Origin of the sequence: Klebsiella sp. GW_Kp182 (genome assembly GCF_040062275.1) — a bacterium.
Taxonomy (GTDB): domain Bacteria; phylum Pseudomonadota; class Gammaproteobacteria; order Enterobacterales; family Enterobacteriaceae; genus Klebsiella; species Klebsiella michiganensis.
On the sequence record NZ_JBEAFQ010000040.1, the window covers coordinates 108,512 to 122,686 of the forward strand.

The window sequence follows — 14,175 nt, forward strand, 5'->3', positions numbered from 1 at the left end:
GACACGGCCAGCGCACAGAAACCGGAGCGTACTTCATGTACGTGAGGATCTTGAGCACTGCCCGGGTTCAAAATGGCTAACAAAATAGCCTTTTAAGCTTTAACCATCTCTTTTTCGATCAGCATAATCAGGATATGAATCACTTTAATATGGATTTCCTGAATACGGTCGGCGTAGCCAAAATGCGGTACGCGAATTTCTACATCCGCTGACCCCGCCATTTTACCGCCATCTTTCCCGGTCAGAGTAATCACTTTCATCCCCTGGGCGCGGGCGGCTTCAATCGCTTTGATAACATTACCTGAATTACCGGAAGTAGAGATCCCCAGTAATACGTCGCCTGCACGACCCACTGATTCTACATAGCGAGAGAAAACATATTCATAGCCAAAATCATTGCTGACGCAAGAGAGATGGCTCACGTCGGAAATCGCAATGGCCGGATAGCCGGGGCGATTTTCACGATAGCGCCCGGTCAGTTCTTCCGCAAAATGCATCGCATCGCAGTGCGAACCGCCGTTACCGCAGGAAAGGACTTTGCCGCCAGCTTTAAAGCTATCCGCCAGCAGCACCGCAGCACGCTGAATCGCGTGAATGTTGGCTTCGTCCTGCAGAAAGTTAGCCAGCGTTTCAGCGGCTTCATTCAGTTCGTTACGAATAAGATCCTGGTACATGAGGATAATCCTTCAGTATTTGTGGGATAACCCAGGCAGTTTACCGGATAGCCGACGCAGCGAGAAGCAGCACGCAATGCAATCCCCTGTGCTTTTGATTTTATGTGCCGCATTTCCGTACAACAATGTGAGCAAGGTTGTAATTATTTTGTAAACACATTGCTAAAACAAATTACATCCACTACAACCATATCATCACAAGTGGTCAGACCTCCTACAAGACAGGGAGCATTTCTCTATGATGATTTTGAGTATTGTTGCAACCGTTGTTTTACTCGGTGCGCTCTTCTATCACCGAATCAATCTGCTGCTGAGCAGCGCGATTTTGCTTGTCTGGACCGCCGCGCTCGGCGCTGCGGGGCTGTGGAATATCTGGCTGCTGATTCCGCTGGCGATCGTTTTACTGCCGTTCAACCTTGCGCCGATGCGTAAATCCATGATTTCAGTCCCGGCGTTCCGCGCTTTCCGTAAGGTCATGCCGCCGATGTCGCGCACCGAGAAAGAAGCGATTGACGCTGGCACAACCTGGTGGGAAGGCGATCTGTTCCGCGGCAACCCGGACTGGCAGAAACTGCACAACTATCCGCAGCCGCGCCTCACCGCTGAAGAACAAGCCTTTATTGACGGCCCGGTCGAAGAAGCCTGCCGTATGGCGAACGACTTCGAAATTACCCACGAGATGGCCGATCTGCCGCCGGAGCTGTGGGCCTATCTGAAAGAGCATCGCTTCTTCGCGATGATCATTAAGAAAGAGTACGGCGGGCTGGAATTCTCCGCCTACGCGCAGGCTCGCGTCCTGCAAAAGCTATCGGGCGTCTCCGGGATCCTGGCGATTACCGTCGGCGTGCCGAACTCATTAGGCCCGGGCGAGCTGCTGCAGCATTACGGCACGGAAGAACAGAAAAACCACTATTTGCCGCGCCTGGCTCGCGGCCAGGAGATCCCGTGCTTCGCGCTGACCAGCCCGGAAGCGGGTTCAGATGCCGGCGCCATTCCGGATACCGGCGTCGTCTGCATGGGCGAATGGCAGGGCCAGCAGGTGCTGGGTATGCGCCTGACCTGGAACAAACGCTATATCACCCTTGCGCCTATCGCCACCGTACTGGGGCTGGCGTTTAAACTCTCCGACCCTGACCGCCTGCTGGGTGGAGAAGAGGAGCTGGGCATCACCTGCGCGCTCATCCCCACCAGCACCCCCGGCGTTGAAATCGGGCGTCGCCATTTCCCGCTGAACGTTCCGTTCCAGAACGGCCCGACCCAGGGGAAAGATATTTTCGTTCCTATCGATTACATTATTGGCGGCCCGTCGATGGCCGGCCAGGGCTGGCGGATGCTGGTTGAGTGTTTATCCGTGGGACGCGGCATCACCCTGCCATCAAACGCTACCGGCGGCCTGAAATCCGTCGCCATGGCTACCGGCGCCTACGCGCACATTCGCCGCCAGTTCAAAATCTCTATCGGTAAAATGGAAGGGATCGAAGAACCGCTGGCGCGTATCGCAGGCAACGCCTACGTAATGGATGCCGCCGCCTCGCTGATTACCTACGGCATTATGCTTGGCGAAAAACCAGCGGTACTGTCGGCAATTGTGAAGTATCACTGTACTCACCGTGGTCAGCGTTCCATTATTGACGCAATGGATATTACCGGCGGTAAGGGCATTATGCTCGGCACCGGAAACTTCCTGGCGCGGGCCTATCAGGGCGCGCCGATCGCCATCACCGTTGAAGGGGCGAATATTCTGACCCGCAGCATGATGATCTTCGGCCAGGGTGCGATTCGCTGCCATCCGTACGTGCTGGATGAAATGGCGGCCGCGCAGAATAACGACGTTAACGCTTTCGATAAGCTGCTGTTTAAACACATCGGGCACGTGGGCAGCAATAAGGTACGCAGTTTCTGGCTGGGCCTGACCCGCGGTCTCACCAGCAGCTCGCCGACCCGCGATGCCACTCGTCGCTACTATCAACATATGAACCGACTGAGCGCCAACCTGGCTCTGCTGTCCGATGTCTCAATGGCGGTACTGGGCGGTAGTCTGAAGCGTCGTGAAAGAATTTCTGCGCGTCTGGGCGATGTGCTGAGCCAGCTCTACCTGGCGTCGGCGGTCCTGAAACGCTATGACGATGAGGGGCGTAACGAAGCGGACTTACCGCTGGTTCACTGGGGGGTGCAGGATGCGCTGTATCAGGCCGAGCAGGCGATTGACGATCTGTTGGTGAACTTCCCGAATCGTCTGGTCGCAGGGGCGCTTCGCGTGGCAATCTTCCCGACCGGACGTCATTACCTGGCGCCTTCAGACAAGCTGGATCATAAGGTAGCGAAAATCCTGCAGGTTCCGAGCGCGACGCGTTCGCGTATCGGCCGCGGTCAGTATCTGACGCCGAGCGAGCATAATCCGGTTGGCCTGCTGGAAGAAGCGCTGCTTGATGTTATGGCAGCAGACCCTATCCACCAGCGCCTGTGCAAAGAGCTGGGCAAGAATCTGTCGTTTACGCGTCTTGATGAACTGGCCCGCAACGCGCTGGCAAAAGGGTTAATCAATCAGGACGAGGCGGACATCCTGGTCCGTGCGGAAACCAGCCGACTGCGCAGCATTAACGTCGACGATTTCGCCCCGGATGAACTGGCGACCCGCCCGGTAAAGCTACCGGAGAAAGTGCGCAAGATCGAAGCGGCTTAAAAACGAAAAAATAAACCCATCACGATCGAGGCGGGGACTTCCCCGCCTCTCTTTTTTTCTGACAATTCAGCGGAAGGTATTTCCAGGGCTGTCATTCTTTTACAAAATATTCCCTGAGCCGTCCATCGGCTGATATGGTGTTAAAGTCATTATAATTCCTCTCATCATACTGGAGTTGCCACCGTGCCCGGACTGAAAATTACCCTTTTACAACAACCGCTGGTGTGGATGGACGGTCCCGCCAATCTGCGCCATTTCGATCGTCAACTGGAAGGGATTACCGGGCGTGACCTCATTGTTTTACCCGAAATGTTCACCACCGGTTTCGCGATGGAAGCAGCAAAACAGTCGCTGTCGCAAGAGGAAGTGGTAGCCTGGATGGAGGCTAAAGCCGACCAAACCAACGCGCTGATTGCCGGTAGCGCCGCGCTGCAAACGGACCGCGGTCCGGTTAACCGCTTCTTGCTGGTTGAGCCCGGCGGTAAAATCCATTTCTATGACAAACGCCACCTGTTTCGCATGGCGGATGAACATCATCATTACGCAGCGGGTAACGAGCGGGTCATTTTTGCCTGGCGCGGCTGGAGAATTCTGCCGCTGGTATGCTACGACCTGCGCTTCCCCGTGTGGTCACGCAACCATAACGACTACGATTTAGCGCTGTATGTTGCCAACTGGCCCGCCCCGCGCTCAATGCACTGGCAGTCGCTGCTGGTCGCCAGAGCTATCGAAAATCAGGCTTATGTTGCCGGATGCAATCGCGTCGGCACCGATGGTAACGGCCACCATTACCGGGGCGATAGTCGGATAATCACGCCGCAGGGTGAGATTATCGCGACGGCCGAACCGCATCAGGCGACTCGCCTGGATGCTGAGCTTTCGCTGACGTCGCTAAAAGAGTATCGCGAGAAGTTTCCCGCCTGGCAGGACGCTGACCCCTTCACGCTCAGCTAAAGCCAGACTGGCAGGGGAGCCCAGGCTCCCTTTTTATGCCTCAAACCAGCGTTTTCCCGCCCGCTCGCCCCAGGGCCCTGCAGGTAAACGTCCGCAGCGCGGAACAAGAATATGAATGCTGTTAACGCCAGGCTCGCGGGCAAACGTTGTCAGCCCGGCGCGACGAATGGCTGGCGAAGACGGGGAAGAGAATGTGTTCTGCAGGCTAAAACGACGAAAGCCTGAATCATTGCTGATTCAGGCTTTCTGAATAGTGGCGGAACGGACGGGACTCGAACCCGCGACCCCCTGCGTGACAGGCAGGTATTCTAACCGACTGAACTACCGCTCCACTTACTGTTCCCTTGGGAACGAGGCGAATATTACGGATTCCCCTCTACTCCGTCAACGCTTTTTCTTCATTTTTGAATCGCTTGCTGCAAAAATCACCCAACAGGCTATTTTTAGCGCGTTTATGGGTAAATCAGGCCCGCCACAGGCAGCTTCCGCCTTTCTTTTGCACCAGATCGAGCCGCGACTCGTGGTTCATCAGCTCTTCATCAGAGGCGTAAACCACCCGTAATTTGCTGGCGGCGCGCGCAACGCGTTGAATGCCTATTTCTCCGGCCTGCTGCTGCCCTTCCCCTTCCATTGAGAAAGCCATCGTCGTCTGACCACCGGTCATCATCAGATAAACGTCGGCCAGAATCTGGGCATCGAGCAACGCCCCGTGCAGCGTTCGCTTGCTGTTGTCTATTTCATAACGTGAACAGAGGGCATCAAGGCTGTTACGCTTGCCCGGGAACATTTTACGCGCCAGGGCCAGGCTATCGGTTACCTTACAAAAGGTATCCGTCTTCGGAATGCCGCGATTCAGCTTAGCAAATTCATAGTCCATAAAGCCGATATCGAACGATGCGTTATGGATGACCAGCTCCGCGCCGCGGATATAGTCGAGAAACTCATCGACCACATCACCAAACGCGGGCTTATCCATCAGGAATTCGTCCGCAATACCGTGGACGCCAAACGCTTCAGGATCCACCAGCCGGTCCGGCTTTAAATAGACGTGGAAGTTGTTTCCGGTCAGGCGGCGGTTGATCACCTCCACCGCACCGATTTCAATTATCTTGTGCCCTTCATAGTGCGCACCAATCTGATTCATACCGGTGGTTTCGGTATCGAGAACGATCTGTCGCGTAATTGCAGTGCTCATAGCGGTCATTTATGTCAGACTTACCGTTTTACGTATCGATTTCAATTACAGGAAGTCTACCAGAGATGCTCAAACAGGTAGAAATTTTCACCGATGGTTCTTGCCTGGGAAATCCAGGTCCTGGCGGCTACGGTGCGATTTTACGCTATCGCGGGAAGGAAAAAACTTTTAGCGAAGGCTTTAACCTTACAACGAACAACCGCATGGAGATGATGGCCGCCATCGTCGCCCTGGAAGCGCTGAAAGAACATTGTGAAGTGATCCTCAGTACCGACAGCCAGTATGTGCGTCAGGGGATTACGCAGTGGATCCACAACTGGAAAAAACGCGGCTGGAAAACGGCCGACAAGAAACCGGTAAAAAATGTCGATCTCTGGCAGCGCCTGGACGCCGCGCTGGGTCAACACAAGATAAAATGGGAATGGGTTAAAGGCCATGCCGGACATCCGGAAAACGAACGTTGCGACGAACTGGCGCGCGCGGCGGCATCTAACCCAACCCGGGACGACATCGGTTATCAGGCAGAAAGTTAATTCTGCCCCTTGCGCCACTGACGCGTGGCGCCTACCGCCTGCGGTATCCGTTTTTTTGCTTTGCCCGATTTCATCGGGTTTAGCGTCAATGGGATAGTGCGTTTACGGGCAACAATGAGCTGCAGACATCCCAACGCCGGTAGATGCGTGCTGAGCATTTTCCCCCCGTGGCGCGACCAGGGAAGGACCTGATAGCCCCCGTAGTGCATAACTTCAAAATTCAGCAACCCCAGCCAGTCCATCTGACGCGTTAAGGTGAACATGCGGCTGTTATAGGGGGGCTTATTGCGTAACACCGGCACCAGTTTACGTAACCCCATCAGGCTTACAGGATTAAAACTGGTTAAAATTATCCAGCCATCGTCAATCAGCACCCGGTCCGCCTCCCGCAGCAGTCGATGCGGATCGCTGCACCACGGTAAGGTATGCGCCAGCAGGCAGGCATCTACCGACTTTTCGGCAAAAGGCAAATGCAGCGGATCGGCCTTTACCTGCACAGGATTCCCCTGCAAAGAGACATTCACCTGATGGGAAATCGCGCAGGCTTCGGTATTGATTTCCGCGCTCAGATTGCCAATCTTAAGTAAATGAAAGCCATATAATTTAGCGAGCCACGGTTTCATCTGCCGTTCCAGCGATTCGCGGTAGTATTCGCCCCACGGCATGCTGGACCAGTGCTCTGGCGCTGTAACTGTATGAGGTATCCTTGCCGGCTTCATCGCAACCTTCCGCTACGCATTAGAGGTAATTTATGAATCTTATCAGTATTCCCGCATTTCAGGACAACTACATCTGGGTTCTTAGTGAAGATAGCGGGCGCTGCCTGATAGTCGATCCCGGAGAAGCCGCGCCCGTGCTCGCCGCCGTCGAACAGAACCGCTGGCAGCCGGAAGCTATCTTGTTGACGCATCACCACCGCGACCACGTTGGCGGCGTTAAACAACTGCGGGAAAAATTTCCGAACCTGGTGGTTTACGGACCGGCAGAAACCCAGGATAAGGGCGCAACCCACGTCGTGAAGGACGGAGATAGCCTCACCGTTTTGGGCCGCGAATTTTCTATTTTTGCCACGCCAGGTCACACTTTAGGACACATCTGTTTCTACAGCGCACCTTATCTATTTTGTGGCGATACAATGTTTTCCGGCGGCTGCGGCAGACTATTCGAAGGGACCGCAGAGCAGATGTATCAATCATTTAAGAAGATTAGCACCCTTCCTGACGAAACATTAATATGTTGCGCACATGAGTACACTTTAGCAAACATGAAGTTTGCAATAAGCATCCTTCCCCATGATAGGGAGATAAACGATTACTACCGCAAAGTTAATGAGTTACGTGCAAAAAACCAAAAAACACTCCCCGTAACTCTGAAAAATGAGCGTCTTATTAATTTATTTCTTCGAACGGATGATGATGATTTAATTAAAGAAATAGACAAAGAAACAAATTTGCAACACTCTATTCAGCGATTTGCCTGGTTAAGGTCAAAGAAAGACGACTTCTGATATTTAATTCTTGTCTTCAGACGACTTCACCGTTATCCTTGCTCGTCTTTTAAGCAACTATTGACACACACATGAAGGCACGAGCGATTTTACTCGCCTCTGTCCTGCTGGTGGGGTGCCAGGCGTCTAAGAACGATGGCACCGTACAACAGCACGCACAGAGCCTTTCTGCAGCGAGTCAAGGGGAAGCAAGCAAGTTCACAAGTCGAGCGCGCTGGTTAGATGATGGAACCTTCTACGCGCAAGACCAGGATCTGTGGACTTCAATAGGCGACGAGCTAAAGATGGGAATTCCGGAAAACGTCCGGATTCGCGAACAAAAACAGAAGTACTTAAGAAATAAGAGCTATCTCCACGATGTAACTTTACGGGCAGAGCCGTATATGTACTGGATAGCCGGGCAAGTTAAGAAACGTAACATGCCAATGGAACTGGTATTACTACCCATAGTGGAGAGCGCTTTTGACCCGCACGCAACGTCTGGCGCCAATGCCGCAGGCATTTGGCAGATCATTCCGAGCACCGGGCGCAATTATGGTTTGAAACAGACCCGCAGTTACGATGCGCGTCGTGACATCGTTGCCTCAACCACGGCAGCGTTAAACATGATGCAACGTCTGAACAAAATGTTCGACGGCGACTGGTTGTTAACCGTCGCTGCCTATAACAGCGGCGAAGGTCGGGTAATGAAGGCTATCAAAGCGAACAAATCACGGGGTAAACCCACCGATTTCTGGTCGCTGTCATTACCACAGGAAACCAAAATATACGTACCAAAAATGCTGGCCCTGAGCGATATTCTCAAGAACAGCAAGCGGTATGGCGTAAGGCTGCCGACAGCAGACGAAAGCCGTGCCCTGGCGCGTGTACGTCTCGACAGTCCGGTTGAGATTTCACAGCTAGCGGATATGGCAGGAATGCCCGTCAGCAAGCTGAAAACGTTCAATGCAGGCGTTAAGGGGTCGACTCTGGGCGCGAACGGGCCGAATTACGTACTGGTACCGCAGAAGCATGCGGCGCAGCTGCGTGAGTCTTTGGCCTCCGGTGATATTGCCGCCGTGCAGCCGACGCTGCTGGCTGACAACAAGCCGTTGACCAGCCGCAGCTACCAGGTGCGCTCCGGTGACACCATCTCCGGCATTGCATCGCGTCTCGGCGTATCAACGAAAGATCTGCAGCAGTGGAACGGTATTCGCGGTTCTAACCTGAAGGTCGGTCAGAATCTGGTGATTGGCGCAGGCAGCAGCGCTGAACGTCTGGCAAACAATAGCGATAGCATTACCTATCGCGTGCGTAAGGGCGACTCTTTGTCGAGCATTGCGAAACGCCACGGCGTGAACATTCGCGATGTGATGCGCTGGAACAGCGATACCGGCAACCTGAAACCTGGCGATCAGCTGACGCTGTTTGTGAAAAACAGCGACAGACCAGAATCCTGATGATTCAGCAGGCATTAAAAAAGGCACCCATGCGGTGCCTTTTGTTTTATCTCTGCGTCAAATGGCCTTATGGGCCTCAAACATAATCGTATCGCTGGTGAAAGAACCATCCTGCTGCAATGCAAAATAGGCTTTGACCTCCGCCGATGCGCTCTCCTGGTATAAACGAATCGCTTCCGTCAGCGCCGCTGGCGTCCGCATCCGCGCGACCCAGGAGCTGAACTCCAGAGGCAGGCGATCGGTCAGCAGATGATTTATCACCAAACCGGCCTCACTCGCCATTGTCAGCCATTCGCCGCTGGAGTAGTTGCGAACATGGGAGGTATCGCGCAGCGCCTCAACCGTCTGCAGCCAGACGTCGCGAACAGGATGCCCGGGCGACATCACATCCATAATAATCATCACTCCGCCCGGTTTCAGCACCCGCTTCACTTCACGCAATGCCTGGCCGACATCATGCCAGTGATGCGCAGAATAACGGCTGAACGCGACATCAAAGCTGGCATCAGCGAAAGGCAAAGATTCGGCATAGCCCTGCTGCGTAGCAATATTAGCAAAACCTTTATCCCTTGCGGCCTGAGCCACCACCTCCAGCATCTGGCTGGATAAATCATATGCCGTTACCTGGGCAACCTGCCCTGCCGCCGCAAAGCTGGCGTGTCCGGCACCGCATCCCATATCGAGCACGTGGGCCTGAGGGAAGTCCGCCAGCCGTTCGGCCAGGCGCTGCAGATCGCGCCCTGAAGCGTGTACGGCACTGCTCAGGTAGGCGCTGGCCTGTGAGCCAAACTGTTTTTCGACGTTGTCATGATGAGAGCGTGTTGTCATTGCATTGTCCTTCGGTTTTTTGAGTAATAAAGGCAGCACCATGCATACGCAGGCCTGCCCCATGGCAGGCCTGAAATACCTTAATTAATCAGGCTTGCCGGGACTGAATTCAACTAGTAGCGGGTTGTGGTCGGACGCGCGGGTCACCAGCACGGAAGCATCGTGCACGCTTAACCCCCGGTAGAACACAAAATCAAGCGGGCGGCCAAAAGTACGGCGGCGCTGATCGTCAGAGAAGCGGACTTCGCGCAGCGACATTTCACGCGCAAAGCGATACAAAGCGTTCATTCGCGGACGACTCCAGGCGTTAAAGTCACCCGCCATTATCACCGGCCCGCTGTGATGGGCAATCTGGTCGCCAATCGGCAGCAGCTGCTTGCTGTAGACATCCACGCCAAGACTAAAGTTGACCGCGTGAATATTTACCACCATCAGCAGCCGGGTATCCGGTAACGGGTAAACGGTGACCAACGCTGACTTTGCCAGCCGCAGGATAGGCTCGCGCTCGCGCAGTGGGCAGCAGTAAATGGGGTGGGCGGAAGCTAACGTCATCACGCCGGAAGGATGCTGCGGAAGCACCAGTGCCGGAACCTGGTCAGCGGCCAGATAATTGGAGGTGGCGAATTTCACTAACTCAGGCGTGGTTTGCGCTTCCTGTAATAACACCAGGTGCGCATCTTTACCGAAATTATTAAGCACGGATTTCCACTCTGCGCGCTGCTGTTTAAAGATGTTCCACACCAGCACGCGGATTTTCTCATCCGAACTTAACGGTACCCCGGCCGGAAAAGCCGGAGTCATGCCAGCAAACGACCCCGGAGGTAAGATTCTCTCCGCGGGTTGTCCGGCGACGTAGCGCATGGCATAGGTATTCTTTCGCAATTTAGGCATCAAACCTCGATAACAGGAAACCAGCCCGAGACTGCAGCTGGTCCTTCTGTTATAGGGATTTTTGTATACACTTTCAATGCAATTTGCCAGAAACCTTTATCCTTCTACGGAAAGAACCGTAGCACAGCGCTGAGGCTTATCGAGCCGGCCGCTAAGAACCACCAGCAACAGCGCGACCAGAACTATCAGCGCGCCAATCCAGGGCGTCTGATCCAGACCATAATGTTCTACCGTCTGCCCGCCAATCACCGATCCTAAGGCAATCCCGATGTTAAAGGCGGCAATATTCAGACCTGAGGCAACGTCAACCGCGCCTGGAGTATACTGCTCCGCTTTCTGCACAACGTATACCTGCAGACCCGGAACGTTACCGAATGCGAAGATGCCCATCACCAGTACCGTCGCCAGCGCCGCATACTGAATGCTGGCCGTAAACCGAAAGATCAGCAGTAAAGCAACCAGGGCGGCAAAAATCAGCTTCAGCGCGGGCACGGCGCCATGCTTATCCGCCAGCTTTCCGCCCCATACGTTGCCCACCGCTACAGAAACACCGTAGCCCAGGAGGATCCAGCTAACGGCCGCCGGGCTAAATCCGGCAAGATCCTGCATCATCGGCGCCAGGAAGGTAAAAGCGGTGAATACGCCGCCGTATCCCAAAGCCGTAATGGCATAGATTATCAGTAAACGAGGATGAGTCAGAACCTGGAGCTGAGCGCGCAAACCGGCGCTGACACGACCGGGAATGTTATTCGGCACCAGGATAAGGCTGCTCATTAACGCGATTACGCCAAGGATCGACACGGCAAGGAACGTCTCGCGCCAGCCAAAGTGTTGGCCGATAAAGGTGCCCAATGGTACGCCGGTCACCAGCGCAACGGTCAGACCGCCAAACATAATCGCAATCGCCGAAGCCGCTTTCTCTTTCGGGACCAGGCTGGTCGCAATTGTCGATCCGATCGAAAAGAATACCCCGTGCGCCAGTCCCGTCAGCAGGCGTGCCAGAACCAGAGTTTCATAACCCGGTGCCTGCCAGGCCAGCAGGTTACCGGCGGTAAACAGCGCCATTAACGCCAGCAGCAGTTGCTTACGCGGCATACGCCCGGTCAGCGCGGTGAGCACAGGGGCGCCAATCGCCACGCCGAGCGCGTAGATAGAAACCAACAGCCCCGCTGAGGGTAGCGAAATAGCGAGTTGTTCTGCAATGGTGGGCACCAGGCCCACAATGACAAATTCGGTCGTGCCAATAGCAAAGGCACCGATAGTTAAGGCAAGTAGCGCCAGCGGCATAATGTACTCCGTATCAACATGATTAAGATGACACGTAGTATGAAGAGATGCTTTAATAACAAAAATAGCCAAAGTATCAATAGAATTTTGCCACAGGTGCAATAATGAGAGCTACCTCAGAAGAAATCGCCATTTTTGTCGCCGTGGTCGAGAGCGGCAGCTTTAGCCGCGCAGCGGAACAGCTAGGTCAGGCCAATTCCGCCGTCAGCCGGGCGGTGAAAAAGCTGGAATCAAAGCTCGGCGTGAGCCTGCTTAACCGTACGACCCGTCAGCTAAGCCTGACCGAAGAAGGAGAGCGTTATTTCCGTCGCATGCAGGTTGTGCTTCAGGAGATGGCCGCTGCCGAAAATGAACTTCTGGAGAGTCGTACGACGCCAAGAGGACTATTACGGGTTGATGCCGCGACGCCGGTGATACTGCATTTTCTGATGCCGTTGATAAAACCCTTCCGCGAGCGTTATCCAGAGATGAGCCTTACGCTGGTCTCGTCCGAAACCTTTATCAATCTGATTGAGCGGAAAGTTGACGTCGCGATCCGCGCCGGCACGCTGACCGATTCCAGCCTGCGCGCCAGGCCATTGTTTAATAGCTACCGCAAAATAATCGCTTCACCGGACTATCTTGCTCGCCATGGAACGCCGCAAAGCGTCGCTGAGCTAAAAAATCATCAATGCCTCGGTTTTAGCGAACCTGTTTCATTGAATACCTGGCCAGTCTCCTGCTGCGATGGCCAGCTGCTGGAAATCGAAAGCGAGATATCTTCCAATAGCGGCGAAACGCTCAAGCAGCTGTGCCTGGCCGGTAACGGAATCGCCTGTCTGTCGGACTATATGGTGGATAAGGAAATTGCTGAAGGGGCGTTTGTCGAGCTGCTGGCTGATAAACGGCTGCCGGTTGAAATGCCGTTTAGCGCGGTTTACTACAGCGACAGAGCCGTAAGCACGCGGATCAGAGCCTTTATCGACTTTCTTAGCGAACATGTAAAACAGCTCCCGAAGGAGCTGTAAGAGGGTTGTAGAGTACAGAGGGGGATTAGATTAGTCCCATTCAGGCGCCAGACCGTCCGGGCTAACCAGACGATCGTTGCAGTCCAGGGCGGCGATCGCCTGGCGATCGTCTTCATCAAGCTGCAGATCCTGAGCTTTAAGGTTGCTTGCCAGGTTTTCGCGCCGCGTCGAAGACGGAATTACCGCATAACCTTCGCCCATTGCCCAGGCCAAGATAACCTGTGCCGGCGTGGCATTATGTTTCGTCGCAATACGTGCAATCACTTCATCTTTCAGCGCCTTACCGTAGGCCAGCGTCATGTAAGAGGTGATATGAATACCGTGTTCACGCGCCCAATCAACCACTTTGCGGTTCTGCAGGTACGGAGAGAGTTCAACCTGGTTGGTCGCGATATTCTCTGCGCCAACGGCGGCAATTGCCCGCTCCATCAGCGGAATGGTGAAGTTAGAAATACCAATCTGACGGGTCAGCCCCTGCTTTTTCGCTTCCAGCAGCGCGGCCATAAACTCTTCAACGGCAACGGCATCGTTTGGCGACGGCCAGTGGATTAACGTCAGGTCGACATAGTCAGTCCGCAGCTTCAGCAGGCTCTCTTTCAGGCTGGCGATCAGCTTGTCTTTGCTGAGATTTTCAATCCAGATCTTGGTGGTGATGAACAGTTCATCGCGCGCAACGCCGCTTTCAGCAATAGCCTGACCCACAGCAGCTTCATTATCATAGATTTGCGCGGTATCAATGGTGCGATAGCCCAGCTCAAGCGCCGTTTTTACAGATGCAATAACCACGTCATCTTTCAGACGGAAGGTCCCAAGACCAAATGCAGGGATTGTCATGATTTTCCTCTTTATTCATTCATATCGGTTAACGAGGGTAATTATGACCAAGGAGAGGATTGAGAAAAAGAGCGCTAAACGCAGAGGATTTTTGCTAAAAAAGCAATAATAAAGCGACAGGCAAAGAAAAAGCCCTGAGCAAATGCTCAGGGCTTTTAATAAGTGGCGGAACGGACGGGACTCGAACCCGCGACCCCCTGCGTGACAGGCAGGTATTCTAACCGACTGAACTACCGCTCCACCGAATACTTCTGTAACCACCGGATTTATGCACCGGCTTACTACTTAATTTGATGCCTGGCAGTTCCCTACTCTCACATGGGGAGACCCCACACTACCATCG

At 54.0% G+C, this 14,175-nt stretch carries 13 protein-coding genes and 2 tRNA genes; 6 read left to right on the top strand and 9 right to left on the bottom strand.

All coding sequences use genetic code 11. The features are described 5' to 3' along the window. Positions 1-92 precede the first annotated feature (92 nt). Positions 93-674, bottom strand: coding sequence for a D-sedoheptulose 7-phosphate isomerase (gene lpcA, locus ABLU88_RS17405; protein ID WP_004099149.1), 582 nt, complete (start codon positions 672-674; stop codon positions 93-95). 238 nt (positions 675-912) lie between these two features. On the opposite strand from lpcA, the gene fadE reads away from it, so the two are divergent. Both fadE and ABLU88_RS17415 read left to right on the top strand, forming a co-directional pair. Further along, entirely contained in the window at positions 913-3,357 is a 2,445-nt protein-coding gene (gene fadE, locus ABLU88_RS17410; protein WP_014837468.1) for an acyl-CoA dehydrogenase FadE, read from the top strand. 183 nt (positions 3,358-3,540) lie between these two features. Next, the gene (locus tag ABLU88_RS17415; protein ID WP_014837467.1) at positions 3,541-4,311 is read left to right on the top strand and encodes an amidohydrolase; all 771 of its coding nucleotides are present in this window, start codon (positions 3,541-3,543) and stop codon (positions 4,309-4,311) included. Positions 4,312-4,565: 254 nt separating this feature from the next. Here ABLU88_RS17415 and ABLU88_RS17420 read toward each other — a convergent pair. Continuing rightward, positions 4,566-4,642: transfer RNA gene (locus tag ABLU88_RS17420), tRNA-Asp, on the bottom strand. Between the two features lie 132 nt (positions 4,643-4,774). Then, positions 4,775-5,506 (bottom strand): DNA polymerase III subunit epsilon, encoded by a 732-nt coding sequence (gene dnaQ, locus ABLU88_RS17425; RefSeq protein ID WP_348837330.1) that lies wholly within the window; start codon positions 5,504-5,506, stop codon positions 4,775-4,777. 65 nt (positions 5,507-5,571) lie between these two features. Here dnaQ and rnhA point away from each other — a divergent pair, with 65 nt between their 5' ends. Next, complete coding sequence (gene rnhA / locus ABLU88_RS17430; protein WP_004129160.1) at positions 5,572-6,039, top strand: ribonuclease HI; 468 nt, start codon at positions 5,572-5,574, stop codon at positions 6,037-6,039. Here the strand turns inward: rnhA and ABLU88_RS17435 are convergent. Beyond that, a complete protein-coding gene (locus ABLU88_RS17435) occupies positions 6,036-6,758 on the bottom strand; it encodes a class I SAM-dependent methyltransferase (RefSeq protein ID WP_004847912.1) in 723 nt (240 codons plus the stop codon). The genes rnhA and ABLU88_RS17435 overlap by 4 nt on opposite strands. A 32-nt stretch (positions 6,759-6,790) precedes the next feature. Between ABLU88_RS17435 and gloB the strand changes: the two genes are divergently transcribed. Then, complete coding sequence (gloB, locus tag ABLU88_RS17440) at positions 6,791-7,546, top strand: hydroxyacylglutathione hydrolase (protein ID WP_348837334.1); 756 nt, start codon at positions 6,791-6,793, stop codon at positions 7,544-7,546. Between the two features lie 71 nt (positions 7,547-7,617). Beyond that, positions 7,618-8,985, top strand: a complete 1,368-nt coding sequence (gene mltD / locus ABLU88_RS17445) for a murein transglycosylase D (RefSeq protein WP_004129156.1) — start codon at positions 7,618-7,620, stop codon at positions 8,983-8,985. Between the two features lie 57 nt (positions 8,986-9,042). Here mltD and ABLU88_RS17450 read toward each other — a convergent pair whose 3' ends face one another. From ABLU88_RS17450 to ABLU88_RS17460, 3 genes are all read right to left on the bottom strand, one after another. Beyond that, positions 9,043-9,813: a methyltransferase domain-containing protein gene (locus tag ABLU88_RS17450; protein WP_348837338.1), complete on the bottom strand. Its 771-nt coding sequence runs from the start codon at positions 9,811-9,813 to the stop codon at positions 9,043-9,045. A gap of 84 nt (positions 9,814-9,897) precedes the next feature. Continuing rightward, positions 9,898-10,695 carry an endonuclease/exonuclease/phosphatase family protein gene (locus ABLU88_RS17455; protein ID WP_025108464.1) on the bottom strand — a complete coding sequence of 266 codons (798 nt, stop codon included), beginning with the start codon at positions 10,693-10,695 and terminating at the stop codon, positions 9,898-9,900. A gap of 105 nt (positions 10,696-10,800) precedes the next feature. Beyond that, the gene (locus tag ABLU88_RS17460) at positions 10,801-11,991 is read right to left on the bottom strand and encodes an MFS transporter (protein ID WP_348837341.1); all 1,191 of its coding nucleotides are present in this window, start codon (positions 11,989-11,991) and stop codon (positions 10,801-10,803) included. A gap of 104 nt (positions 11,992-12,095) precedes the next feature. On the opposite strand from ABLU88_RS17460, the gene yafC reads away from it, so the two are divergent. Beyond that, a complete protein-coding gene (gene yafC, locus ABLU88_RS17465; RefSeq protein WP_004847906.1) occupies positions 12,096-12,998 on the top strand; it encodes a DNA-binding transcriptional regulator YafC in 903 nt (300 codons plus the stop codon). A gap of 30 nt (positions 12,999-13,028) precedes the next feature. On the opposite strand, the gene dkgB is transcribed toward yafC, so the two are convergent. Together dkgB and ABLU88_RS17475 are read right to left on the bottom strand one after the other, a co-directional pair. Beyond that, positions 13,029-13,832, bottom strand: a complete 804-nt coding sequence (dkgB, locus tag ABLU88_RS17470) for a 2,5-didehydrogluconate reductase DkgB (RefSeq protein WP_014837458.1) — start codon at positions 13,830-13,832, stop codon at positions 13,029-13,031. 163 nt (positions 13,833-13,995) lie between these two features. Next, positions 13,996-14,072: transfer RNA gene (locus ABLU88_RS17475), tRNA-Asp, on the bottom strand. Positions 14,073-14,175: the final 103 nt, after the last annotated feature.